The sequence below is a fragment of the Propionicimonas sp. genome, assembly GCF_034927565.1.
In the GTDB taxonomy this organism is placed as follows: domain Bacteria; phylum Actinomycetota; class Actinomycetes; order Propionibacteriales; family Propionibacteriaceae; genus Propionicimonas.
Map to the genome: position 1 here is coordinate 61,150 of NZ_JAYFPT010000008.1, position 23,944 is coordinate 85,093.

The window sequence follows — 23,944 nt, forward strand, 5'->3', positions numbered from 1 at the left end:
TCTTCGCGAGCCCCGGTGTCGTCGCGGTGCCACCGTGGCTTGGCACACTCATGGGGAGAGTGCTAAAGCGAATCTATACCGGCGCTAGCACTCGATCAAGCCGAGTGCCAATACGCTGCCCTCGGTCCGCCGTCGGCGAACTGCCTCCCGTCCCAGCTCCGGCCCGGCCGCCGCGGCTGGAGGGTATGGTGACGGAGCATGACGACCCCGGACCACTCCTCGTTGCGCTCGTCAGGCCCCGCCCCGGACGAGCCCGGCCAGGCCCGGCCCTCCGCCCGGGACTGGACCGCCACCACGATCTGGTGGCAGCTGTACCCGCTCGGATTCGTCGGCGCCGAACGGACCCCGGTGACCGAGGTGAACCATCGCCTGTCCCAGTTGCTGAACTGGCTGGACTACGTCATCGAGCTCGGCGCGAACGGACTGCTGCTGAACCCGATCTTCGCCTCGGCCTCCCACGGCTACGACACCCTGGACCACTTCCGGATCGACCCGCGGCTGGGAGACGACGCCGACTTCGACCGGCTGGTCGCCGAGGCTCGCCGGCGCGGCATCCGGATCTGCCTGGACGGCGTGTTCAACCATGTCGGACGCGACCACTACATCGTCCAACGGGCGATCGAGGCCGGCCCCGACACGCCGTTCGGCGACTGGATCCGCTGGTCGGACGACGGCCATCCGTGGTGTTTCGAGGGTCACGAGGCCCTGGTCGAACTCAACCTGGCCAACCCCGAGGTGGCCAACTACGTGGTGACAGTGATGGTGCACTGGCTCGACCGCGGCATCGACGCCTGGCGGCTGGACGCCGCCTACGCCCCCGGCGCAGAGGTCTGGCGCCCGATCGTCGACCGGGTGCACGAGGCCCATCCCGAGGCGTGGATCCTCGGCGAGGTCATCCACGGTCCCTACGACGAGTTCGTCACCGCCTCCGGCGTCGACTCGGTCACCCAGTACGAGTTGTGGCACCTGATGTTCACCGCCCTGAAGGACCGCAACCTGTGGGCGCTGAACTGGGCGCTGACCAGGCATCGCGAGCTGTGCCAGGTGTTCTTGCCGCTGACCTTCCTGAGCAACCACGATGTCACCCGGATCGCCTCCCAGTTCGACGACCCACGACATGCCGAACTGGCAGCCGTCCTGCTGATGCTGCTGCCCGGGGTGCCGTCCATCTATGCCGGCGACGAGCAGGGCTTCACCGGCGTCAAGGAGCAGCACGAGCATGGCGACGACCCGGTGCGGCCGCAGTTTCCCGACGACCCGTCCGGCCTGCTTGGCTTCGGTGCTGGTCTCCACGACCGCTACCGGGAGCTGATTGCGCTGCGCCGGCGCCATCCGTGGCTGGCCGACGCAGAGATCGAGACCTCGGACGTGGACAACCGGTGGATCACCATCACGCTCAGCCGGGATGAGCATCGCGTCGTGCTCGACCTGAACGTCGCCGACGACGAGGTGAACGGCGTGGCGCCCCACTCCTGGCGGCTGTCGGAGGGCTGAGCGCGAGCACGAGTCCGAGCGGGCAGGGCACATGGCCTGACAGGAGCTACACCGGGCGTGAAGACACGGGCTTCACACCCGGCGGGCTACCAGGGCGCGGGCACCGTGCGGGGTCGGGGTGAGGATCAGCGTGGCGGCGTTCCGGCCGGTCGGCTTGAGCCGCCGGCGTAGCGCGGCCGGGTCGATGTCGATGCCCCGGACCTTGATCTCGAGCGTCCCGACCCCGGCCTGGCGCACCCAGGCACGCAGGGCGCGTTCGTCATAGGGCAGTACCTGCGCGACCGCGAAAGCGGTGGCGAACGGCGTGACGACCAGGGCGTCCGAGGCGAGATAGGCCAGGTGCGGAGCGAGCCGCCAGCCCGAGACCAATGCCGCCACCTGGTCGACTCCCCCGGCCCGGATCACCGCCGGATCGGGTTCGTAGAGGTAGGCGCCGGGCGCGGCGACCGTCCTTCCGGGCGGGCCCGGCACATCCCCTCCGGTCGTGACCAATTCCTCTCCGGCCGGCAGCAGCACGGCCCGGCGCGAGCCCGCCGGCCAGTCGCCGACCCCGGACCACAGCGAGGCCTCGACCAGGTCACCGTGCTCGCTCACCCAGACCCTGGCCACCTGCGACGGCAGGTCGGCCGAGGAGATCCCCGGACCCGCCTTCAGGCAGCCCGGGCGGTCGCGCAACAGCCCGGTGGCGAACTCCCAGGGCGGGCTGACGTCCGCCACCCGCCAGGTGCGGCCCCGCGAGGTCCGCCGGGCAGGGTCGAGGAAGACCGCGTCGCCGGGCTGGAGGAGCCGTCGTGCCCACTCAACGGCGTCCCCGGTCACTACCTCACCACGACCGCGCAGGTTGGCAGCGGCGAAGACCGCCGTCACCGGGTCGGCCTCCACCGCCACCACCGCCAGGCCGGCGTCGGTCAGCGCCAGGGCGTCGGCGCCGAGCCCGCAGCCCAGGTCGACCACCCGGGTCGCGCCCAGCGCGATGAACCGGTCGGCTCGCCAGGTGGCGACCGGCGCCCGGGTGGCCTGCTCGAGGCCGTCGGCGGTGAAGAACAGGGAGCCCGCTCGCTCGCCGAACTTGGTCACAGCCCGCCTCCGCAGCACCTCCTGCCGGCTGGCGGCGGCTGCCTGCTCGGCGGTGAAGCTGCGGCGCAGCGCCTGCGCAGCAGCCAGCGAGCCGGGATCGGGCTGGGCGGCAGCAGCTGCGAGTGCCTCATGTCCCTCGGGACCGGTCAGCCAGCGCGCGAGTGCCTCGTCCACGAGTGCAGCCTAGTGACGCGATTTTGCGTCTCGATGATGCCGAGCCGCCGGATCAGCCCGGATGCGGGCATCGACCTGCAGAATCACGTCACCTCCGCCGAAGGGGGACGCCGCCACGGCCGAAGGCGGTGCGCGAGAACCGGGCGCCGGCAACGGATCGTGTCGGCGGCGCCGGCGGGTGGGGTTGCGTTTAGCATGTGCCCATGAAGATCGTGTCCAAGATCACGCTGTGGCTCGGCATCATCATCCTCGTCGTTGGCTTGGGGGTAGGAATCTGGGGCTCGGTCATCTCGCTCCAGCAGTACCTCGCGCTCGACGCCCTGAAGAGTGCCCCCACCGACAACCCGATCATCCAGCTGTCGCTGGCAGCGGTCGGGCTGGCTCTCGGCGGATTCCTGGCCGGGCTGGGGCTGGGCACCCGTCCCAAGGAAGCGGCCTCGAAGCCGACTGCCTGAGACTGGCTTCGGCGACCGGCCGGGTCGTGAAAGGCTCGACCTGGAACGACGGCCGGAGCCGGTGAAGTGCCCGGCGGAGTTTTTGCATGCCCGCGTCCCGAACACCGGCCGCGGTTCACAACGTGGTGTAGCTCCACGAGACAGGGTGACCGCCGGCGTAGGGCATCACGCCGTGGAAGACCGGTCCGTCGGAGAACACCAGCGGCAGGAAGTGACGGTCCCCCTCCCACATCGGCAGTTCGTCGAGGCGGCCGAGCTCGACCCACTCCAGCGGGCCGTCCTCGTTGCGCTCGGGCACCTCGCCGGTGAAGCCGTCGATCACGAAGATGAAGCCAAACCAGTCCAGCGAAGCCTGAGCGGTGAGCCGGGCTTGCTCGAGTTCGCCCGAAGGCAAGGCCGGACGTGACGAGGGAAGCGAGGAGTGACTTTCGCCACCGGCCCCGAAACCCGGCCAGGAGACGGTGCCGCGCAGCCGCAGCGCCGTGACCTCGATCCCCGCCTCCTCATGCAGTTCGCGCCTGATGCAGGTCACCACGTCCTCGTCGGCCTCCAGCTTGCCGCCCAGACCGTTGTACTTGCCCTGGTGGAGGTCGCCGTCCCGGCTGCGGCGCACCATCAGCACCCGGCTGCGGTCGGGCGAGAGCACATAGCCCAGCGTGGCAATGATCGGGGTGTACGGCATCAAATCCCTCCCCTCGCCAGGTTCTGGGACCGTGGTGCTGAGCCCAAGTGTTGAGAGGCCATCAGGCGACGACCCTGGCGACGTTCATCCCCGAATCCGCGCCAATCGTCAGCGCGGACGGGGCGATTCCAGCCTTCACCACCTCGGCTCCGAGCACGGCGATCATCGCACCATTGTCGGTGCACAACCCGGGACGAGGACGACGCAGCGTGATCCCGCGGGCGGCCGTCCGCTCCTCCAGCAGGGCGCGCAGCCGGGAGTTGGCCGCCACGCCGCCGCCGATCAGCAGGGTGTCGGCGCCCAGGTACTCACAGGCGTCGATCGCCTTGGCAGTCAGCACGTCGCAGACCGCCTCCTGGAAACTGGCCGCCACGTCAGCGACCGGCACCGGCTCGCCGTCCCGCTGCCGGGTCTCCACCCACCGCGACACGGCGGTCTTCAGCCCCGAGAAGGAGTAGTCGAAGCGGTGCCTGACCAGGTCTTTCGCTGCGGTCAGCCCACGCGGGAAGGAGATCGCGGCCGGATCGCCATTGGCGGCAACGCGGTCGATCACCGGCCCGCCGGGGTAGGCCAGCCCGAGCAGCCGGGCGACCTTGTCGTAGGCCTCGCCCGCCGCGTCGTCGATGGTGGCGCCGAGTTCGGTGATGTCGGACGTGATGTCGCCCACTTGCAGCAGCGACGTGTGGCCGCCGGAGACCAGCAGGGCCGCGCAGCGCTGGGGCAGCGGACCGTGGTCGAGCAGGTCGACGGCGACGTGCCCGACCAGATGGTTCAGCCCGTAGAGCGGCTTGTTCAGTGCCAGCGCCAGTGCCTTGGCTGCCGAGAGCCCGACCACCAGCGCACCCATCAGGCCGGGGCCTGCGGTGACGGCGATCGCGTCCACCTCGGCAAGGTCGACGTCCGCCTTCTCGCAGGCCCGCCGCAGGGTGGGGACCATCGCCTGCAGGTGCGCCCGGCTGGCGACCTCGGGCACCACCCCGCCGAACCGGACGTGCTCCTCGACCGAGCTGGCAACCTCGTTGGCCAGCAACTCGTGGCCACGGACGATGCCGACACCGGTCTCATCGCAGGAGGACTCGATCCCCAGGATCAGTGGTTCGCTCACAACATCACCGCCATCACCAGGGCGTCCGCCCCGGTGGGATAGTAGTTGCGCCGCGTACTGAGCGGCTTGAAGCCCAGCCGGGTGTAGACCTTGACCGCCGGGGCGTTGTCCGGACGGACCTCGAGCAGCATCCGCTCGGCCCCGACCGCCTTGGCCCACTCCATGCCGGCCCGTACCAGCGAACTGCCGTACCCGCGGGAGCGGACCGCGGGGTGGACGATCACCCGCAGCAGGTCGGAGGCGTCCGCGGCGAGGCTGAAACTGGCGACCGCAACGATCAGGCCGTGGGCGTCGTGGCGCACCAGCACCAGCCGCTCGGGGTGGTCGATCTCACTGGCCCAGGACTCCCGGCTCCACCGCTCGCCCGGTTCGAAGCCGGTGGCCTCCAGGGCGAGCACCTCGTCGAGGTCCTCGGCGCGGGCGGTCGAGATGATCATCGGGGCCTCCTCGCCAGCCGGGGTGGCAACAGGGTCGACTTGCGGGCGGTGGGCACCTCGGCGTCCGGGCGGCGCAGGTAGAGCGGCTCGAGCCCGGCATCCGGAAGGACGGCGGCGAGCGCCGCCAGCCGGCCGGCGTCCAGCTCGAGCGGGGTCGCGGTGACGGGGCCGACCTGCGGCAGGGCGGGAAGGCCGTCCGGGGCGGTGACGAAGGGTCCGGCGTCGCGACTGCCGTCGGCGTGGTAGGTGGCCCAGTACCACTCCTTGCGGCGGGCGTCGCTGGCGACCACGAAGTCGCCTGCCGATCCGGAGCCGCCCCGCTGAACCAGCCCGGCGGCGACCGCCTGGAGTGCCAGCACGTCCAGGCTGCAGACCCCTTTGATCGGCAGCTGCAGCACCTCGGCGAGGACGGTGGCCGCCACCACGCCGACCCGCAAGCCGGTGAACGGCCCGGGGCCGACGCCGACGGCGATCGATGCCAGATCCGGCAAGCCCGCGCCGGACTCGTCCAGCAGCCGCCGGATCAGCGGGGTGAGCTGTTCGGCGTGGGCGCGGGTGTCGGGCACCACCAGCGAGCCGACCACCTCACCGTCCGCTGCCAGCCCGGCGCACACCACAGACGACGTGTCGATCCCCAGGACCAGGCCACTCATCGCCGCACCTGCGCTGACTCGGTTGGGGGACGTGACGCAGACGGGGGACGGTTCCATCCTGAGTCACGGAGGGCTTCCAACTGCGGCCGGGCATCGGCCCAACGGTCGCCGATCGGGGTGAGGAACACCCAGCGGGTGTCGTCGGCCGGATCGAGCGACCGGCGGATGTCGATCTCCAGCCGGTCGTCGGACAAGCCCTCGGCAACGCCCTCGCCCCATTCCACCAGGGTGACGGAGTCGGCCAGCGACACGTCGAGATCGAGGTCCTCCACCTCGGCGAAGGAACCCAGCCGGTAGGCGTCCACGTGGACCAGGCCGGGACCGCCGTCGGGGTTGGGATGGATCCGAGCGAGCACGAAGGTGGGCGAGATGATCGCCCCGCTCACCCCCATGCCGGCGCCCAGTCCCTGGGTGAAGGTGGTCTTGCCCGCGCCCAGGTCGCCGGAGGCGAGGATCAGGTCGCCCGGTGCCACCACCGCGGCCAGGCCGCGGCCCAGCCGTTGCATGTCCTCGGCGGTCGGCACCTCGACGCACACCGGGAGGGCGCGGGCCAGGTGCAGCCGGGTGCCCTCGGCGTCCACCTGCTGGAAGCCGTGCCGGCGCCACCAGCGCACCACCGGAGGAAACTCCGCGCGGGCGATGAGGTCGGCGGTCGGCACGCCCAGCTCAGCCAACTGGTCCAGGGCCACCTCGACCATGGCGGAGGCGATCCCCTGTCGCTGGAAGGCCGGACGCACCGACACCCGGGTGATCCACGAGTGCTCGCCCTCCGGCACCACGATCAGCGCACCCGCGGGTTCGCCTTCGATCTCGGCCAGCACCCCCGAACCCGTGGCCAGCGCGGCCCGGACGGTCTCGACGGTCTCGCTGAGCGCGGGCGGTGGCGGGTCGATCGGCGGCCGGTGGCTGAAGGCGTCCTGGATCACGGTGAGCATGCGGGCGGCATCGGCGGGCGCGGGCTGCAGGAAGCACGCCAGCCGACCATCCTCAAGCCGCGCCTCGGCCAGTATCACGACGTCACGCTCCTGCCAGGGATGTGCCGCGAGTGCGGCGGAATCACGACCGCCGGACATTCTATCTCCCACCGCGACTGCCCCCTGCTGCCCGGACAGCTGTCGGCCCTGTCTGGGCGGTGAGCCGCGGACCTGTCCTGCACGGCGATCCGAACCGGTCTGTGGGACGGCCCCCGCATCGGCCCGGGCCGGGAGCTCAGCGGTTGACAGGGGCCAGCGCCCGCACCACCTCGGCAGCGGTCGTCGCCTGCTCCAGTCGTTCCACCGCGCGCTCGTCGAGGAACACCTCGGCGACCGCGCTGACCAGCCGGACATACTCGTCGCCGGCAGCGGCGATCGCGATCACGAACCGTACCGGATTGCCGCTCCAGCCCACCGCCTCTAGATAGCGGACGACGGCGACGGCCGGGCGGCGGATGAGCCCGGCAGCGTCGGAGCTGCCGTGCGGGATCGCGAGCTCACCGCCCATGAAAGTCGAACCCGCCCGCTCCCGGAGGTGCAGGGCGGCGAGGTACTCCTCGTCCACCGCACCGGTGGCCACCAACAGGCCGCCGGCTTCGTCGATGGCGGCGTCCCGGGTGATGGCCGTGCCGGCCAGCCGGACGGCCGAGGCCAGCAGGACGGGGCCGTCGGGCTCGTCTGGCACCAGCGGCCTCAGGTCCGCGCCCGGGAGCCTCACCAGGGCCGAGCCGGCCGGCGGTGCGCTGACGCCGGGCGTGGCCAGCTCGCTCCCCTGGAGCAGCTGCTCCGGCGCCGGGAGCGGGTCTGGTACCTCGGCGGGAGCAGGGGGCGCCGCCTGTTCGGTGCCCTGCGCCGGCCGATCGGGCCCGGCGGCAACGGCCGGACCTGTTCCCGCCGGGGAGTCCAGGGTCTCGACCGGCTCGACCAGCAGCCGCGGACGGGCATCCGTCCCGTCCCGGCGACCGGAGGTGATCAGCAGGGCGGTCGCGAAGCCGATCAGGGCGGCCACCACCGCACCCACAACCACCCCGAGGGTGACGACCACCGGCCGCTGGGGCAGGTCGATCGCCACGGTGAGGACGGTTCCGACGATCCCTCCGACGAGCACGGCGATCGCCAGTCCGGGAAGGAACACACGGGTCTTCGTCACGGGGGGCTCCTGACGCTGGCTGTCTCCGGCACTGTAGCCGAGCACCGCCGGCGATGACCTGCGGGCCTCAGCCCAGCGCGGCCTGGAGATCCAGTTCCTGCGGCGGCACACCGCCCTGGCGGGCTGCCGCCAGCGCCTGCGCACTCGCCGCCAGCACCGCCGCCAGCCGGACGGGCAGCCCGGCTGCCAGCAGGGCACCGCAGATCCCGGCGAGCAGGTCGCCCGAACCGGCCTGGGCAGTCCAGGCCGGGCCCGGGACGGCCAGCTCGACCGCTTCGTGTCCGGGGGTCGCGACCACCTGGCTGGCGCCCTTCAGCAACACGGTCGCGCCGGTCTGCGCCACCGCCTGACGGGCCGCGGCCACCGGGTCGGCCGTGATCTGCTCACGCGGGACGTCCAGCAGCCGCGCGAGTTCGCCGGCGTGTGGGGTGAGCAGGACATCGGCGTGCAGCACCTCAGGCAGCAGGGTCAGGGCGTCGGCGTCCAGCACCACGGGCAGCCCGCCGTCGATCGCGGCCGCGACGATCCGGGCACCGTCCGGCCGTCGTCCCCAGCCGCTGCCGAGCACCATGGACTGCACCCGGCCGGGGGCCGCGACCACGTTCGGCAGCCGCTCGACCACCGTGGCGGCGACCTCCGGGACGCCCACGAACCGCACCATGCCGGCACCGGCCCGCACCGCCCCGGTGGTGGCCAGGACGCCGGCACCGGGATAGCTGGCCGAACCGGCGTCGATACCGACCACCCCGCGGGAGTACTTGTCGTCGGACGGCCCCGGCACCGGCCAGTGCGCCAGCACGTCGGCCGATTCCCAGCAGACGACCTCGGGGGTCATCGTGCCCAGCCCGATGTCGACCAGGACGAGCCGGCCGCAGGCCGAGCGGGCCGGTTCGATGGCCTGGCAGAGCTTGCGGCCGCCGAAACTCACCGTGGTGGTTGCCGGAAAGTGAGCGGGAGCGGGCACGACGAACGGCGGATCAGCCGGAATCCCGGACGGCAGGTCGACCGCCACCACCGGCACCCGCCGCGTCGCGCAGGCGGCGGCGAACCCCGCCACCTCCGGACGCAGGCCGGCTCGGCCGCCGAGGCCTGTCACGGCGTCCACCACGACGGCGGCGCGGGACAATTCCGCCAGTGCCCCGGCGGCGTCGAGTTCGCGTCCGCCGGCGGCCAGGAAGGCCGCCCAGCCTGCGGCGTGCACAGCGGACCCGGTCCGCCAGGCGCTGACCCGCACTCCGCGCCGGGCCAGCGTGACCCCTGCCCACAGTCCGTCGCCGCCGTTGTTGCCGGAACCGACCACCAGCAGCACCCGGTTGCCGTACACCCGTCCGGCGCTGCGGCGCAGTTCTTCCAGCACCACCGTCGCCAGCCCACGGGCGGCCCGCCGCATCAGCACGTCCTCGCCCAGCCGGTCCAGCTCCAGTTGCTCGGCCCGGCGAACCTCCGCCACCGTGAACGCGGGATACATCAGCTCTCGCAGACCACGACCGCCGCGGCGATCCCGGCGTCGTGGGTGATCGACAGGTGGACGTGGGCGATGCCGCGCTCGGCGATCCGGGCGGCCACCGTCCCACGGAAGGCGAAGTAGGGCCGTCCGGCCTCGTCCTTGCCGACCTCGACGTCGTGCCAGGACAGTCCGTCCGACTCTCCCAGGGCTTTCACCAGGGCCTCCTTGGCGGCGAACCGGCCGGCCATCCGCTGCATCGAGGAGTCGATCTCAGCCTCGGTGAACAGCCGGGCCAGCAGTCCGCTGCGACCTGCCGCATCGGCGAACCGGGCGACCGGTGTCACGTCGATGCCCACTCCGACGATCATCGCTACTCGACCGTCACCGACTTGGCGAGGTTGCGCGGCTGGTCGACGTCGTAGCCCTTCAGGGTTGCCAGTTCGCAGGCGAAGTACTGCAGCGGGACGGTGGCCAGGAGCGGCTGCAGCAGGGTGGAGACCTTGGGCAGCGGGAAGAGGACGTCGGCGAACGGCTCCACCTCGAGGTCGCCCTCCTCGGCCAGCACGATGGTGAGCGCCCCGCGGGCCCGCACCTCCTGGATATTGGAGACCACCTTGTCGTGCAACTGGTCGCGGCCCTGCGGCGGCACCACGACGAACACCGGGACACCGGCCTCGACCAGGGCGATCGGCCCGTGCTTGAGCTCGCCGGCCGGGAAGCCCTCGGCGTGCAGGTAGGCGATCTCCTTCAGCTTCAGCGCACCCTCCAGGGCCACCGGGTAACCGACGTGCCGGCCCAGGAAGAGCACCGACTTGGTGTTGCCGAACTGCCTGGCCAGCCCCTTGATCGGGGTCATCCGTTCGAGTACCTCCTGGATCAGCGGCGGGACGGCGGCCAGCTCGTTCATGATCTGGGCGATCTCGTCGCCGAACATCGTCCCACGCACCTGTGCGAGGTAGAGGCCGAGCAGGTAGCAGGCCGCCACCTGGGTGAGGAAGCCCTTGGTGGAGGCCACGCCGAGCTCGGGGCCGGCGTGGGTGTAGAGCACGGCGTCCGACTCCCGCGGAATCGTGGAACCGTTGGTATTGCAGATCGCAATCACCTTGGCGTGCTGCTCGCGGGCGTGCCGGATCGCCATCAGGGTGTCGGCGGTCTCCCCCGACTGGCTGATCGTCACCACCAGCGTGGTGCGGGTGATGATCGGGTCGCGGTAGCGGAACTCGGAGGCGATCTCGACCTCGCAGGGCACCCGGATCCAGTGCTCGATCGCGTACTTGGCGACCAGCCCTGCGTAGTAGGCCGAACCGCAGGCCACGATGATGATCTTGTCGACGCTGCGCAACTCCTCCTCGGGGATGTGCAGTTCGTCCAGCTTGAGGGCGCCGTCGGTGGTGAACCGGCCCAGCAGGGTGTCGGCGACCGCCTGCGGCTGTTCGTGGATCTCCTTGCGCATGAACCAGTCGAACCCGGCCTTCTCCGCCGCCGACAGGTCCCAGGTCACCTCGAACGGACGAGACAAGGCCGGGTTTCCGTCGAAGTCGGTGACGGTGATGCCGTCCCGGGTGACGTCCACCACCTGGTCCTGGCCGAGTTCGACGGCGTTGCGGGTGAACTCGATGAACGCCGCGACATCGGAGGCGACGAAGTTCTCGCCCTGGCCGATGCCGACCACCAGCGGCGAGTTGCGCCGGGCAGCCACCAGCCGATCGGGCTGAGCACTGTCGATCGCCACCAGAGTGAACGCGCCGTCGAGCCGCCGGCAGACCGCCCGCAGCGCATCGGCCAGGTCGACGCCCTTCGCCACCTCGACGCCCAGCAGTTGGGCGGCCACCTCGGTGTCGGTCTGGGAGAGGAAACAGACCCCTTGGGTCTCCAGTTCCAGCCGCAGGGCGGCGAAGTTCTCGATGATGCCGTTGTGGATCAGTGCCACCCGGCCGTTGGTCGAGACGTGCGGGTGCGCGTTGGCGTCGGTGGGGCCACCGTGGGTGGCCCAGCGAGTGTGCCCGATTCCGATCTCGGTGTCGGGCAGTGGATCGGCGGCCAGAGCGCTGGTCAGGTTGCCGATCTTGCCGGCCTTCTTGCGCACCTGGAGACTGCCGTCGGCGATGACCGCGACGCCCGCGGAGTCGTAACCCCGGTACTCCATGCGCTGCAGCCCGGCGACCACCACTTCCCGAGCCACGCGCGGACCGACATAGCCGATGATCCCGCACATGGCCGTCACTGTACCGGGCGTTGCGGCAGACTATGGCCCGTGAGCAGCCCTGCCGCCGACGTCCCGGCCCCCGAAGACGATCCGTTCGGCCCCTACGTCACCCTCGACCGCGGTCACTGGTCCACCCTGGCTGAGGCCCGGCACGACTTCCTGGAGGCGGAGACCATCGCCCGGCTGCGCGGGGTCAACGAGCCGATGGACTTCGACGAGGTCAGCGAGGTCTACCTGCCGCTGACCGAGCTGATCCAGCTCTACATGGACCGCACCGGCGAGCTGTCTCGGGACTTCCACCGCTTCCTGGGGCTCAACAGTCATCGCACCCCGTTCCTGATCGGGGTGGCTGGTTCGGTGGCGGTCGGCAAGTCCACCACGTCCCGGTTGCTGAAGGAGCTGCTGAGCCGGGCGCCTGGCCATCCCCAGGTGGATCTGGTCACCACCGACGGCTTCCTGCTGCCCAATGCCACCCTGCAGAAGCTGGGGTTGCTCGACCGCAAGGGCTTCCCGGAGTCCTACGACCGGCGCCGCCTGCTGCGTTTCGTGATGGACGTGAAGTCGGGCAAGCCCGAGGTCACCGCGCCGGTGTACTCCCACCTGGCCTACGACATCGTGCCGGACGAGCAGATCGTCGTGCGCCAGCCCGACATCTTGATCATTGAGGGCCTGAACGTGTTGCAGCCCGCCCGGCGCCGCTCCAACGGCATGGCGGGCCTGGCGGTGAGCGACTTCTTCGACTTCTCGGTCTATGTCGACGCCGACGACGACGATGTCCGCACCTGGTACCTCAACCGGTTTCGGCTGCTGCGCCAGACCGCCTTCCGCGACCCGCGCTCCTACTTCGCGCAGTTCGCCGCGATGGACGAGGCCGACGCCATCGACCTGGCCGGGCAGATCTGGGACACGATCAACGGCCCGAACCTGCTGATGAACATCCTGCCGACCCGCGGCCGGGCCACGGCGATCCTGCGCAAGGCCGCTGACCACAAGGTCAGCTGGGTGCGGATCCGGCGGATCTGATGGCGCCGGAGCCACCGGACGCTGCCGGGGCGATCGTCGAGCTCACCGCTGCCGATGCCGACCAGGCGGTCGCGCTGTGGCAGCAGGCCGGCCTCACCCGGCCGTGGAACGATCCGACCAGCGACTTCGCCCGCGCGGTGGCGGGGCCGAGTTCGGCGGTGCTCGGCCTGAAGGATTCCGCCGGCGCGCTGATCGGCACCGCCCTGGTCGGCCACGACGGCCACCGCGGCTGGGTCTACTACCTGGCGGTGGCCGAAGCCTGGCGCGGCCACGGCCTGGGCCAGACGCTGATGGCCGCCTGCGAGCGGTGGCTGTCCGCCCGCGGGATCCCGAAGATCCAGTTCATGGTGCGCAGCGACAACGCCGGCGTAATCGCCTTCTATGACCACCTCGGCTACGTCCACCAGGACGTGGTGGTGCTGGGACGCCGACTGGACTGAGCTCGTCCCCACCGGGATGCACTGACGGCCGATTGGACGTTCCTGCTCGTTCTGGCCGGGGTCGCCTCGACTCTCAACGGAGTCTGGACATCCCTGCTGGTATTCGGCCCAGCCCGCCGGCCGATAACCAGCACCGATGTCCACGTTCTGCCGCATCGCCCGCACGCACACCGGCAAAACCGGCACAACCGTCCAACCGGACGACAACCAGTGCGGGCCAGAAGACTCGCGGTCAAGCTCTCACTTGAGGCTTGGACAAACCCCGAGGGATCGGGGAATCTGGACGGCGTGTACAAGCGCGAGGGCTTCGCAGGGCAGCGGATGCGGGTGGTGCCGGCGTCGGTCACCCAGACCGCGCTGACCAGCCCGGTCACCTCCTGGCTGACGGTGACCGACTGCGGCTACTTCCCGGCCGCCGGGTCGCACCGTCGCAAACGCAAGCAGGGCGCCACCCAGACCATCCTGATCGTCTGCACCGGCGGGCGGGGCTGGTGCCGGCTGCCAACCGGCAGGTTCACCGTCGAACCCGGCCAGGTGGTGGTCATCCCGGCCGGCACTCCGCACGAGTACGGCGCTGACGACGACGCCCCCTGGACGATCTGGTGGGCCCACGTCGCCGGGCGCGGTGTACCCGGGCTGCTCGCCGCCGCCGAGCTGACCCCCGAACGCCCGGTGGCCGAGGTGCGGAACCTGCTGCGGGTCACCGCCCTGATCGACGAGGCCCTGACCGCGCTCGAGCACGACGACTCACCGCTGACCCTCACCCTGGCTTGTGGCGCGCTCGGGCACGCCCTCGCCCTGGTGGCCGCGGACCGGCGCCGGATCGGTACCCACCGGCACGACCCGATCGCCGCCGCCGTCGAACACCTGCGCTCCCACGTCGGCACCCGGATCTCGGTGGCCGAACTGGCAGGCATCGTCGGACTGTCGCCCTCCCACCTGGCATCGCTGTTCCGCAAGGCGACCGGTATGGGGGTGCTGGAGTACCAGACCCGGCAGCGGATGGCCGTCGCCCGCGAACTGCTCGACAACACCGATCTGCCGGTCCAGGCCATCTGTACCGAGGTGGGCTATGCCGACGCCCTCTACTTCTCCCGGCACTTCCGCAAGCTGCACGGGATGAGCCCCTCCCGGTACCGGGAGCAGGCCAAGGGCTGATCGCCGAGTGCGGGCCCACGTCGCCAGGCGGCCTTCGGGCACCGCAACCCATCCCGCTGGGACCACGACGCGGAAGCCGTCATCATCGAACGGCGGGCTCAACAGCGGCCGGTCACCGAGTTCGCGGCAGCACGACCGACAACCTGGTCGACGAGGCCACCTCGTGAGGAATGGACGAACAGCGCCTTGCGCCCCACCTCAGCCACGAGAATCCGGTGGCGTTGGCGGATGATGTCACCTGCGTCACAACAGCTACCTTGCGCATCAACGATGCAAGACACTGGTCTCAGCCGCGGTGGGGATCGAGCGCCAGCCTCTCCCGGACGACATGGGCCAGCCGATCGGCGACCTGCTGGGCGCGTTGGAGGGTGTCCGCCTCCACCATCACCCGCACCAGCGGTTCGGTGCCCGAGGGCCGCAGCAGCACCCGGCCGTCATCGCCGAGTTCCTTGGCCGCCGCAGAGACGGCCGCGTTCACCTCGGGATCGAGGCCAGCCCTGACCTTGTTGACGCCTGGCACGTTGACCAGTACCTGCGGGAACCGGGTGACGATCGAGGCCAGGTCCGCCAACGGGCGCCCGGTGCCCACCATCCGGGCAGCCAGGTGCAGGGCCGTCAGCACGCCGTCCCCGGTGGTGGCGTACTCGCTCATGATCACGTGGCCGGACTGTTCCCCGCCGAGGGTGAAGCCGTTGGCGTTCATCGCCTCCAGGACGTACCGGTCGCCCACCTTGGTGGAATCGACGGTGATCCCGTGGGCCTTCATCGCCCGGAAGAACCCGAGGTTGCTCATCACGGTGGCGACCACCGTGTCGCTGTGCAGCGTGCGGGCCTCCTTCATCGCCAGCGCGAGCACCGCGATGATCTGGTCACCGTCCACCAGCCTGCCGGTGGTGTCGACCGCCAGGCAGCGGTCGGCGTCCCCGTCGAGGGCGATGCCGAGGTCGGCGCCGTGGGCAACCACCGCCTCCTGCAGCACCTCGGGATGGGTGGAGCCGGCGTGGTCGTTGATGTTCAGCCCGTCCGGCTCGGCGTGCACCAGCACCACCTCGGCGCCCTGGGCGGCGAAGGCGGCCGGGGCGGTCCGGAAGGCAGCGCCGTTGGCGGCGTCGATCACCACCTTCAACCCGGCCAGGCTGGCGTCCTGGCCGAGGCTGGCGACCAGGTGGGCGACGTAGGTCTCGTAGGCGCCGTGGTCGTCGGTGACCCGGCCGACCCCGGCGCCGGTGGGACGCTGCCAGCGCTCGCCCATCGATGCCTCGATGGCGTCCTCGAGGTCGTCGTCAAGCTTGACGCCGCCCCGGGCGAAGAACTTGATGCCGTTGTCCGGCGCCGGATTGTGGCTGGCCGACAGCATGACGCCGAGATCGGCGTCCAACTCCCCCACCAGGAAGGCGACACCGGGGGTGGGAACGATGTCCAGCCGCACCACGTCCACCCCGGACGAGGCCAGCCCGGCGACCACACAGGCCTCCAGGAACTCCCCCGAGGCGCGGGGATCACGGCCGACCAGGGCACGCGGACGGCGCCCGGAACCGAAAACCCCGGCCTCTGCGAGCACTCGAGCGGCGGCACTCGACACATTGAAGGCGATCTCGGGCGTGAGATCGGCGTTCGCCGTGCCGCGTACCCCGTCGGTACCGAAGAGCCGGGGCATCAGACGGTGGGGATCAGCGCTTGCTGTACTGCGGGGCCTTGCGGGCCTTCTTCAGACCGGCCTTCTTGCGCTCCTTGACCCGGGCGTCGCGGGTGAGCAGGCCGGCCTTCTTCAGCGCCGGGCGGCTGGCCTCGGCGTCCACGGCGTTCAGCGCCCGGGCGATGCCCAGCCGCAGCGCGCCGGCCTGGCCGGTCACGCCGCCGCCCTCGATGGTGGCGATGACGTCGTAGGAGCCAACCACGGCAGCGGTCACGAAGGGCTCGTTGACGGTCTGCTGGTGCAGCTTGTTCGGGAAGTAGTCCTCAAGGCTGCGACCGTTGATCTTCCACTGGCCGGAGCCGGGGAAGATCCGGACGCGGGCGATGGCCTCCTTGCGGCGGCCGGTCGCCGCGGCGGGAGCCACGACTGCCGGACGGCCCCCGGGCACCGCGGTGGACGGGACCGCCTCGGCGCGGTAGGCGATCTCGCGGTCGTCCTCGGTGAAGGGAACGATCTGTTCCTCGGCCACGGTCTCTTCGACGATGTCGGTCACTGTGCTTCCTTCGGGCTCACTGAGCGATCTGGACGATCTGGTAGGGCTGCGGCTTCTGCGCCTCGTGCGGATGCTCCGGGCCGGCGTACACCTTCAGCTTCTTGATCTGCTGGCGGCTCAGCTTGTTCTTCGGCAGCATGCCCCACACCGCCTTCTCCACGGCCTTGCGGGGATCAGCCTCGAGCAGGTCGCCGATGGCGACCGACTTCAGGCCGCCCGGCCGCCCGGAGTGGCGGTAGACCAGCTTGTCGGTGCGCTTGTTTCCGGTCAGGGCGATCTTGGACGCGTTGACCACGATGACGAAGTCGCCGGTGTCGACATGGGGCGCGTACTGGGCCTTGTGCTTGCCGCGCAGCAGGGTTGCCGCCGTGACCGCGAGCCGACCGAGGACGACGTCCTCGGCATCGATGACGTGCCAGTTCCGGGTGATCTCCCCGGGCTTGGGACTGTACGTAGACACGGGTCGTAGACCTGCTTCCATGAGTTAACTTCAACAACGGCTGGTGCGGGAGTGCCCAAGGCAGACCACAGCGCAACGACGTCCAAGATTACCGTGCCGGACAGGGACGGTCAAAACCATGGGACCACCGAGGATGGTTCCTGTTGGACCCACTATCGTCCTCCTGCGGATTAGTCGCTACCAGGGCGAATACAAGCGTGGGGGCCGGACGGTTGTCCGGCCCCCACGGCGTTGTTGGATGACTACGTGACCTTGACCGTATAGGTCTTGGACTTGCCACCAGCCTTCACCGTGATCTTCACCGTGCCCTTGGCCCTGGCCTGGATCCGACCCACCTTGTCCACTGTGGCAATCTTCGTCTTCGACGAGAAATAGGTCACCTTGACCCCGGTGGCCTTGACCGAGGAGTACTTCCCCGTCAGATAGGCGGTACTGCCCACCTTCATCGACCTCGGCACGCTCGCAGAAACCGTGGATACCTTGGCCTTCGGCTTGGACTTCACCACCGTGACCTTGATCTTCGCCGACACCTTCCTCCCGGCCGCATTGGCCTTGGTCGAAGTGACCGTGATCGTTACGGCACCCGGCTTCTTAGCCTTCACCTTGCCATCCCTGGTGACCGTCGCCACCTTGGTGTCGGACGACGTCCACGACGCCGCCCCCGCGTACGCCGCAGTCCCATCGGTGAAGTAGACACCCTCCTCCAGCGTCAGGGACTTACCCTTCACCAACCGTAACTGCGACTGATTCAGCTTGACCTTCGACACTGTCGGAGCCGCCGGCGCCAAGCCAGCCAACGCCGAACCGAGTTCCTCGGTTGCCTGGCTGATCTGAGCCTGCGTCGCGGACTTGTTGTCCAGCACTCTCTTCGCCACGACCAATCGGGACTGCAAGGCCGACCACGACTTCGCGGTGTATTTGCCGTCAGCGTTCGACAACGTCTTCGCAGAGTTGTACAGCTGCCGCAGCGCCGCCTTGTCCGGCGCGACCTCAAGCCCAGCCAGCGCGACACCGAGCTTCGTCATCGCTGCGTCGACCTCCGCTTGGGTCGCTGATCGGTCAGCGAGCACGGCCTCGGCGGCCGCCAGGCCCGCCTGCAGTGCCGACCACGAGGACGGGGTGTAGGTGTCGTTGTCGTTGGACAGGATCTCTGCCTGGCTATAAACCGCTTGCAGGACGGACGTGTCCACCGTCGGCGCCGCCATCACAAGCCCGCTCATGGCCGCCTGCACTGCCGAGGCGGCGGTGTCGAGCTGAGCTTGGGTCCGGTCGGCCCGATCTTGGTACACCTGCCGGGCCGACGCTACCGCTTCGGTCAGCGCCGCCACTGACTCGTCGGTGAAGCCGGCCAGCTTGCCCGACAGAGCATCCGCCGCCGCAATCAGTGCCTCCAACACTGCTGGGTCTCCTCGTCGCACCAGCTCGGAGATCGCCTCGGTCAGGGCGGTAGTTGCCTCATCGACCCTGGTCTGCGGCGCCTCGCCTTCGCCGAGCACCTCCTCGGCACCAGCCAGCGCCGAGGCCAGACCCGACCAGGAACTCGCGGTGTAGTCATCCTCGTCCAGCGTCTTTGCAGCACTCACTACCTGCAGCAGCGCGGAGCCGTCCACAGCCACGACCTCATAGGTCAGGGTTGCTGATGCGGTGTTGCCCGCGTTGTCGACCACCCGCTGGGTGATGGTGTGCTGTCCCAGCTCCGTCGAGTAGCCGGTCTGGTCGCAGGAGGCGATACCCGAGGTGGCATCGGACCCCTGGCACGCGGGCTCGAGCGGCACCTCATACTGGCGGATCGTTCCCGAAGGCCACTCCCCGAAGGCCGGTACCGGCTTGGTGGTATCGATCTTCACGGCCAGGCTCTGCTCGGCGGACCTGTTGCCCGCCGCGTCAGTGGCCCAGTACCTCAGCACATGCGTGCCGTCGGTGGTCATCGGAACGGGGTCCGTGTAGGCCGCTGGCGGCTCGTCGTCCAGCGCCACGGCCACGGTCGGGTCGGGGTCGACGGCGTCGACCGTCGTCACGACCACCGATGTCGGCTGGGTGATCCAGCCGTTCTCACCGTAGACCGTCGTATCCGCCGGTGCCGCGGACACCGTCGGCCCACCCTCGTCGGCCACCGTCACCGGAGCGGTCACCCAAATATCGGTAAGTGAGCCGTCGTAGTCCCCCCCGTCCGGGCCGGGGTAACGGAACTTGACTGTCACCTTGCCGTCCTGGTCGGCGTCGAGGGCGGCCGGGTCATCGACCAGCACCTGGTAGTTCATCAGCGTGTTGCCGACAACGCCCTCGTTGGGAATCAAGTACCTCATGTGGCGCACCTGCACCTCATCGACCAGGATCTGGTAGCCCTTGTACCGGGTCGCCATCGAAGCGATGTTCGCCGCGCTACTGGTGTCGGCGGTCTCGCGAAGCGTGAGCACGAACGGCTTGCCGGTGTCGATGCTGAGATCCACGCTGAACCAACGGCCGGTCCTGGACCACATGAAGCGCCTGGTAAGGCCGCCCTCGGTGTTCGTTCCGCCCACCGAGGTCGCCGGGTCGAGATCCCACTGTAGGTTGTGAGCGAGCTCGGTCGGACCAGGTTTCACGTTCGCCGCAGTGTTGCCTTTGGTGCCAGTGCCGCCGTCCCCGAAGTCAACCCAGTCGGTCGCGCCTGGGACGGCTCCCTGGCCGGTCGTGTTCCAGCCCTGTCCATGGGGGCCGTACCACTTGATGCGTTCGGCGCTCGTCCGGCTCGCCAGGACGTCCCCGCGATCGACGAAGTCCACCGTGACGGCCTGCATGATCGGCATCCCGTACTGGCCACCCCCGAAGACCGTCACCGGAACCTGCACCGAATCACCGGCCGGGATCGTCACCACTTCGGAGGGCGCACCGGCCTGCAGCACGCCGGCCACTGTTCGAGCGGTCAGCTGTCCCACCACCGGGGCGGCCCCGCTGTTGGTAACCGTGGCGGTCACCGTCCATTCGCCGGTCTGCGGATAGCTGCCTACCCGCGGGCCGATGGCAACGGTGTCGATCGCGATCGGCGAGGCGATGGCCAGGAAACCCGGGGTCGTTGTCGTGAAGGTTCTCTGCTCGTCCCCACTGGTCGCCAGGACACTCGCATCCGCGTTCCAGGTTTCGCCCGCCCGTGTGCCAGACGGCACCCGGAACGCGAATCCGAGCTCAGCTGCCCGACCCGCCTCCACCGGACCGCCGGTGATGGTGATCGGATCGGTGAGCCCCGAGATCGTCACGGCGGCCACCACGGAATCGACGGCGGAGTCGCCCTGGTTCTCAACCACCAGCACCCCGGTTACCTTCTCGCCCGGCGTTGCGGAGGCCTCGAGCCTGGGCAGGCTGACCGACACCGCCGGCGCGGCAGCCCGGAATGAGTAGTCCCCGGAGCCGACCGTTACCACGACCTCGCCCGCGTCACCGTCCACAGCCAGCGCCTTCACGCCAGCGGTGTCCTGCGACAGCGGCGCGCCGGACTCGGTCACGTCGGCCACCGCCACAGCGGGCAGATGTACTTCGGCGGTGGTGTTCACCGGAACCGTCACGTCCAACTCCAGGACCGTGCCGCGCTGTTTCCAACCAGATGACAGCACCCCGTAGGGAGTCGCAGTGGAGTCAGAGGCCGAGGTGATGCCACCGCCCGGACGTGGCGCGATCACCGACGACCGGTAGCCCGCGGTCGTCGGGGAGATACCACCGACCGTCTGGTGCACCCAGTCGGCCACGGCGCCGTAGGCGTAGTGGTTGAACGAGTTCATGCCATCAGGATTGAACTGGCCGGTCGGCAGGATCGAGTTCCAGCGCTCCCACATGGTCGTCGCTCCCATCGAGACCGAGTAGCCCCAGCTGGGGTAGTCCTCGTTCAACAGCAGCGTGTAGGCGAGGTCGAGCCGACCAGCCCTGGTGAGCGCCGGCAGGAGGTAGGGCAGGGTGAGGAAGCCAGTGGTGAGGTGATTGCCCTTTTCGGCCAGCCGGGAGGCGAACTTGCCGCCTGCCTTGGTGGCGAGGTCCGCGCTGGTGATCATGTCGGCACCGAGCGCCAGGGCGTAAGAGCCCTGCGAGTCGCCGGTCACCGTGCCATCGGCCGCGACATAGGCGGCGGTGAAGGCCTGCCGCATCGCCTGGTGGCGCTCGGCGTAGGCCTCCGCCTGGGCGTCCTCGCCGATCGCCTCGGCCATGATCGCCATCCGCTTGAAGGCTTCGGCGGTGTAAACCGTCGAGAGCAGGTCCTTCGGCGGCTTGGAGTCGCTGCCAGTTCCGTCCGCCTCGAGGTTCAGCCAGTCCATCGAGTAGCGGGCAGCACCGCGGGCCGGGTCCAGATTGCCGTTGGCGGCGACCCGCGCCGTCAGGTACTCCATGAAGCGGGTCATCGCCGTCCAGTTGTCCTTGACGACGTCGAGGTGACCGTAGGCCATGAACAGCGCCCACGGGATGCCGATCGCGGCGTCCTCCCAACCGACAGCATTCGGGTGCGTCCCACTGGGACGGGGCGCAATGCTCTGGAAGGCGCCGGCGGGGCAGTCGTCCCGGGCTGGAATGCCGTAGCCGCACTGCTCAGAGGTGAGGTCGGACATCCACTTCGCCAGGAAAGCGCGGGTGTCGAACCAGTAGGAGCCCGTCGCCGCGTAGACGTTGATGTCACCCAGCCAGCCCATCCGCTCATCCCGGGCGGGGGTGTCGGTGGGGATGGAGACGAAGTTGCCCCGGCCACCCCAGTAGGAGTTGGAGAGGATCTGGTTGACCAGTGCGTTCGAGGTGGTCAGTCGTCCCGAGCCGGGCAGGTCCGAGCTGCGCACGATCCCCTTCACCTGGTCGGCGCCCGGCGGGGTGGCTAGCCCGCTGATCTCCAGGTAGCGGAACCCGTGTTGGGTGAACCGCGGCGTCCAGGTCACGGTGCAGGGCGTGTCACAGGAAGCGGGGAAGGTGTAAGTGTCCACCGCCATCGAGTCGGGACCGCCGGATGCCTGGCCCCGGAGATTATCGACGTAGAGCTGGCCCTGCTGCGAGGGGTAGTAGCTGGTGTACACCTCTTCGGCGTGACGCAGCTTCGCCACCTCACCGGCGGTTCCGGTCAGGGTCACGCGGGCGACGCCCACCAAGTTCTGGCCGAGGTCGTAGACCGTCGTCGTGGGGCTGTCGCTGACCGGGTGGGTCACCGTCGCCACCTCGCGGATGTCGACATCGCGGACCGGCTCATCCGGCTGGGGGACGAGGGCGCCGAAGCCGTTGTTGGGGTACTCGTTGACGGTCGCCCATCCGGTGGCGGCGAAGCCCGGCTCGTCCCAGCCCTGCTGTTCGGCGTTGGCGTCCCAGCTCTCCCCCAGCTGCAGGTCAGCCTTGGTCAGCGGGCCGGCGTCCCACGTCCAGGAGGAGTCGGTGCGCACCCACTGGTCGGCTCCGGAGGCATAGACGATATGCAACTGGCCGATCAGTGCCAGATAGTCGACGCCGAAGCGGTTCTTGCCCCAGGCGTTCAGATAGCCGTTGAACCACCCGTCGCCCAGCATTCCGCCGATGGCATTGGCACCCGGCCGGAGCAGGTCGGTGACGTCGTAGGTCTGGGTCTGGAACCGCTGGACGTAGTTGGTGAAGCCGGGGGCGTAGAACTGGTCGCCGACCTTGGCTCCGTTGAGAGAGAGTTCGTAGAGGCCCTTGGCGGAGGCGTAGAGCCGCGCGGAGACCACCTCGCGCCCAGGGTCGACCTCGAACTCCGAGCGCAGGATCGGGAGCCCCGCTCGTCCTTCGGCGGGCAGCAGATCGATGAACTCAGCCGTGGCCGCCCCGGTGCCGGACGGGTAGGTCAGGATGCCACCGTCCACGCTCCCGCTGGAGAACGGATTGGAACTGAAGCTCGGGTTGCCCAGCACGGTCTCGTCCGAGCCGACCACCTGCAGCCGGCGAACCTGGAGCTGCTCCTGGTTCTGCATCCGCAGACCGACCCGGCCGGTGCCGGTATCGGCCACTGTCAGCGCGGTCGGACCGCCCAGGGCGACGCCGTCCAGCGCGATGCTTGCCGTGTTGCCGGCGACCGTCAGCGTCGCGGTGTGCCAGCCGTCGCTCTCGGGGCCACCCGCCAGCATGTACTCCCTGGTGAAGCGTGGGTCGAAGGAATCCAGCCAGGGTGTCGTCGCCAGCCTGGCCCACTTGGAGTTGTCCCGGGTGTGCGGCCGGAGCTGGGGCCGCTGCTGGCCGCCTGATGCAACCCAGCCGAGCTGCCACATGTAGCCCTTGGATTTGTCGTCGCTCATGCGGAAGAGCAGGCCGAGCGAGCGCTGATCGTCCGGCATCTTGAACTCGACGGTGACCGTGTAGTCCTCCCACGTCGCCCCGGCCGAGCTCTTGCCGATCCATGCGGCCTGGGACCATTCCGAGTCATCCAGCAGGCCGGTCTCGAACCAGCCGGGCTGCGACCAGCTGCTCCATACGTTGCCGGCGTCGCGCACCTTCACCCGCCAGAAGTAGCGGGTGGCGCTGGCCAGCGAGGGGCCGCCGTAGGCGACGTCCACCTGATCGCCCGAGACTGTCGCACCGGAATCCCAGACCAGGTCGCTGAAGCTGTCGCCGGACGCGACCTGAACCTGGTATGCGGTCTGGGTCACACCGCGATCCGTCGAGGTGGACTGCCATCCGAAGGCCGGCTGATCACCCGGGATCCCCAGGGGGTTCGTTCTGCCGTTCACCGTCAGCGCGGTCACCTGAGCGATCTCCGATGCGGCGTATGCAGGCTGGGCGGTCAACAGCTGGCCCGCCACCGCCACCGAGAAGCCGAGGATGGCGGCTGTGATCCTTGCCAGCCTCAATCGAAGGGAGCGGGACGACGCCC

General features: G+C 69.7%; 19 protein-coding genes. 5 read left to right on the forward strand and 14 right to left on the reverse strand.

What is annotated here, in order from left to right; all coding sequences use genetic code 11:
• Positions 1-198 precede the first annotated feature (198 nt).
• Complete coding sequence (locus VB080_RS02280; protein WP_323416798.1) at positions 199-1,494, forward strand: alpha-amylase family glycosyl hydrolase; 1,296 nt, start codon at positions 199-201, stop codon at positions 1,492-1,494.
• 72 nt (positions 1,495-1,566) lie between these two features.
• Here the strand turns inward: VB080_RS02280 and VB080_RS02285 are convergent, their stop codons facing one another.
• A complete protein-coding gene (locus VB080_RS02285) occupies positions 1,567-2,745 on the reverse strand; it encodes a class I SAM-dependent methyltransferase (protein WP_323416799.1) in 1,179 nt (392 codons plus the stop codon).
• A 203-nt stretch (positions 2,746-2,948) separates the two neighbouring features.
• Here VB080_RS02285 and VB080_RS02290 point away from each other — a divergent pair, with 203 nt between their 5' ends.
• Positions 2,949-3,200 carry a hypothetical protein gene (locus VB080_RS02290; protein ID WP_323416800.1) on the forward strand — a complete coding sequence of 84 codons (252 nt, stop codon included), beginning with the start codon at positions 2,949-2,951 and terminating at the stop codon, positions 3,198-3,200.
• 115 nt (positions 3,201-3,315) lie between these two features.
• Here VB080_RS02290 and VB080_RS02295 read toward each other — a convergent pair whose 3' ends face one another.
• The 9 genes from VB080_RS02295 to glmS all read right to left on the reverse strand — a co-directional run bounded on the left by VB080_RS02295 (position 3,316) and on the right by glmS (position 11,863).
• A complete protein-coding gene (locus tag VB080_RS02295) occupies positions 3,316-3,882 on the reverse strand; it encodes an 8-oxo-dGTP diphosphatase (protein WP_323416801.1) in 567 nt (188 codons plus the stop codon).
• Positions 3,883-3,943: 61 nt separating this feature from the next.
• Positions 3,944-4,987 carry a tRNA (adenosine(37)-N6)-threonylcarbamoyltransferase complex transferase subunit TsaD gene (gene tsaD, locus VB080_RS02300; RefSeq protein ID WP_323416802.1) on the reverse strand — a complete coding sequence of 348 codons (1,044 nt, stop codon included), beginning with the start codon at positions 4,985-4,987 and terminating at the stop codon, positions 3,944-3,946.
• Entirely contained in the window at positions 4,984-5,424 is a 441-nt protein-coding gene (locus VB080_RS02305) for a GNAT family N-acetyltransferase (protein WP_323416803.1), read from the reverse strand. The genes tsaD and VB080_RS02305 overlap by 4 nt, the downstream gene beginning before the upstream one ends.
• Entirely contained in the window at positions 5,421-6,077 is a 657-nt protein-coding gene (gene tsaB, locus VB080_RS02310; RefSeq protein ID WP_323416804.1) for a tRNA (adenosine(37)-N6)-threonylcarbamoyltransferase complex dimerization subunit type 1 TsaB, read from the reverse strand. Before tsaB ends, VB080_RS02305 begins: the two co-directional genes overlap by 4 nt.
• Positions 6,074-7,150 (reverse strand): tRNA (adenosine(37)-N6)-threonylcarbamoyltransferase complex ATPase subunit type 1 TsaE, encoded by a 1,077-nt coding sequence (gene tsaE, locus VB080_RS02315; RefSeq protein WP_323416805.1) that lies wholly within the window; start codon positions 7,148-7,150, stop codon positions 6,074-6,076. Before tsaE ends, tsaB begins: the two co-directional genes overlap by 4 nt.
• 136 nt (positions 7,151-7,286) lie before the next feature.
• Positions 7,287-8,201 carry a PTS sugar transporter subunit IIA gene (locus VB080_RS02320; protein ID WP_323416806.1) on the reverse strand — a complete coding sequence of 305 codons (915 nt, stop codon included), beginning with the start codon at positions 8,199-8,201 and terminating at the stop codon, positions 7,287-7,289.
• A 67-nt stretch (positions 8,202-8,268) separates the two neighbouring features.
• Entirely contained in the window at positions 8,269-9,669 is a 1,401-nt protein-coding gene (locus VB080_RS02325; protein WP_323416807.1) for a bifunctional ADP-dependent NAD(P)H-hydrate dehydratase/NAD(P)H-hydrate epimerase, read from the reverse strand.
• Positions 9,669-10,016 (reverse strand): holo-ACP synthase, encoded by a 348-nt coding sequence (locus VB080_RS02330; RefSeq protein ID WP_323416808.1) that lies wholly within the window; start codon positions 10,014-10,016, stop codon positions 9,669-9,671. The genes VB080_RS02325 and VB080_RS02330 overlap by 1 nt, the downstream gene beginning before the upstream one ends.
• Positions 10,017-10,018: 2 nt before the next feature.
• Positions 10,019-11,863: a glutamine--fructose-6-phosphate transaminase (isomerizing) gene (gene glmS / locus VB080_RS02335; protein WP_323416809.1), complete on the reverse strand. Its 1,845-nt coding sequence runs from the start codon at positions 11,861-11,863 to the stop codon at positions 10,019-10,021.
• Between the two features lie 39 nt (positions 11,864-11,902).
• Here glmS and coaA point away from each other — a divergent pair, with 39 nt between their 5' ends.
• The 3 genes from coaA to VB080_RS02350 all read left to right on the forward strand — a co-directional run bounded on the left by coaA (position 11,903) and on the right by VB080_RS02350 (position 14,475).
• Positions 11,903-12,877, forward strand: coding sequence for a type I pantothenate kinase (gene coaA, locus VB080_RS02340; protein ID WP_323416810.1), 975 nt, complete (start codon positions 11,903-11,905; stop codon positions 12,875-12,877).
• A complete protein-coding gene (locus VB080_RS02345; protein ID WP_323416811.1) occupies positions 12,877-13,317 on the forward strand; it encodes a GNAT family acetyltransferase in 441 nt (146 codons plus the stop codon). The genes coaA and VB080_RS02345 overlap by 1 nt, the downstream gene beginning before the upstream one ends.
• Positions 13,318-13,605: 288 nt before the next feature.
• Positions 13,606-14,475 carry an AraC family transcriptional regulator gene (locus tag VB080_RS02350; RefSeq protein ID WP_323416812.1) on the forward strand — a complete coding sequence of 290 codons (870 nt, stop codon included), beginning with the start codon at positions 13,606-13,608 and terminating at the stop codon, positions 14,473-14,475.
• Between the two features lie 286 nt (positions 14,476-14,761).
• Here the strand turns inward: VB080_RS02350 and glmM are convergent, their stop codons facing one another.
• From glmM to VB080_RS02370, 4 genes are all read right to left on the reverse strand, one after another.
• On the reverse strand, positions 14,762-16,132 hold the full coding sequence (glmM, locus tag VB080_RS02355) for a phosphoglucosamine mutase (RefSeq protein WP_323416813.1): 1,371 nt from the start codon (positions 16,130-16,132) through the stop codon (positions 14,762-14,764).
• Positions 16,133-16,145: 13 nt separating this feature from the next.
• Complete coding sequence (gene rpsI / locus VB080_RS02360) at positions 16,146-16,664, reverse strand: 30S ribosomal protein S9 (protein WP_323416814.1); 519 nt, start codon at positions 16,662-16,664, stop codon at positions 16,146-16,148.
• 16 nt (positions 16,665-16,680) lie between these two features.
• Positions 16,681-17,124, reverse strand: a complete 444-nt coding sequence (rplM, locus tag VB080_RS02365; protein ID WP_323416815.1) for a 50S ribosomal protein L13 — start codon at positions 17,122-17,124, stop codon at positions 16,681-16,683.
• A 242-nt stretch (positions 17,125-17,366) separates the two neighbouring features.
• Entirely contained in the window at positions 17,367-23,720 is a 6,354-nt protein-coding gene (locus VB080_RS02370; protein ID WP_323416816.1) for a family 78 glycoside hydrolase catalytic domain, read from the reverse strand.
• Positions 23,721-23,944: the final 224 nt, after the last annotated feature.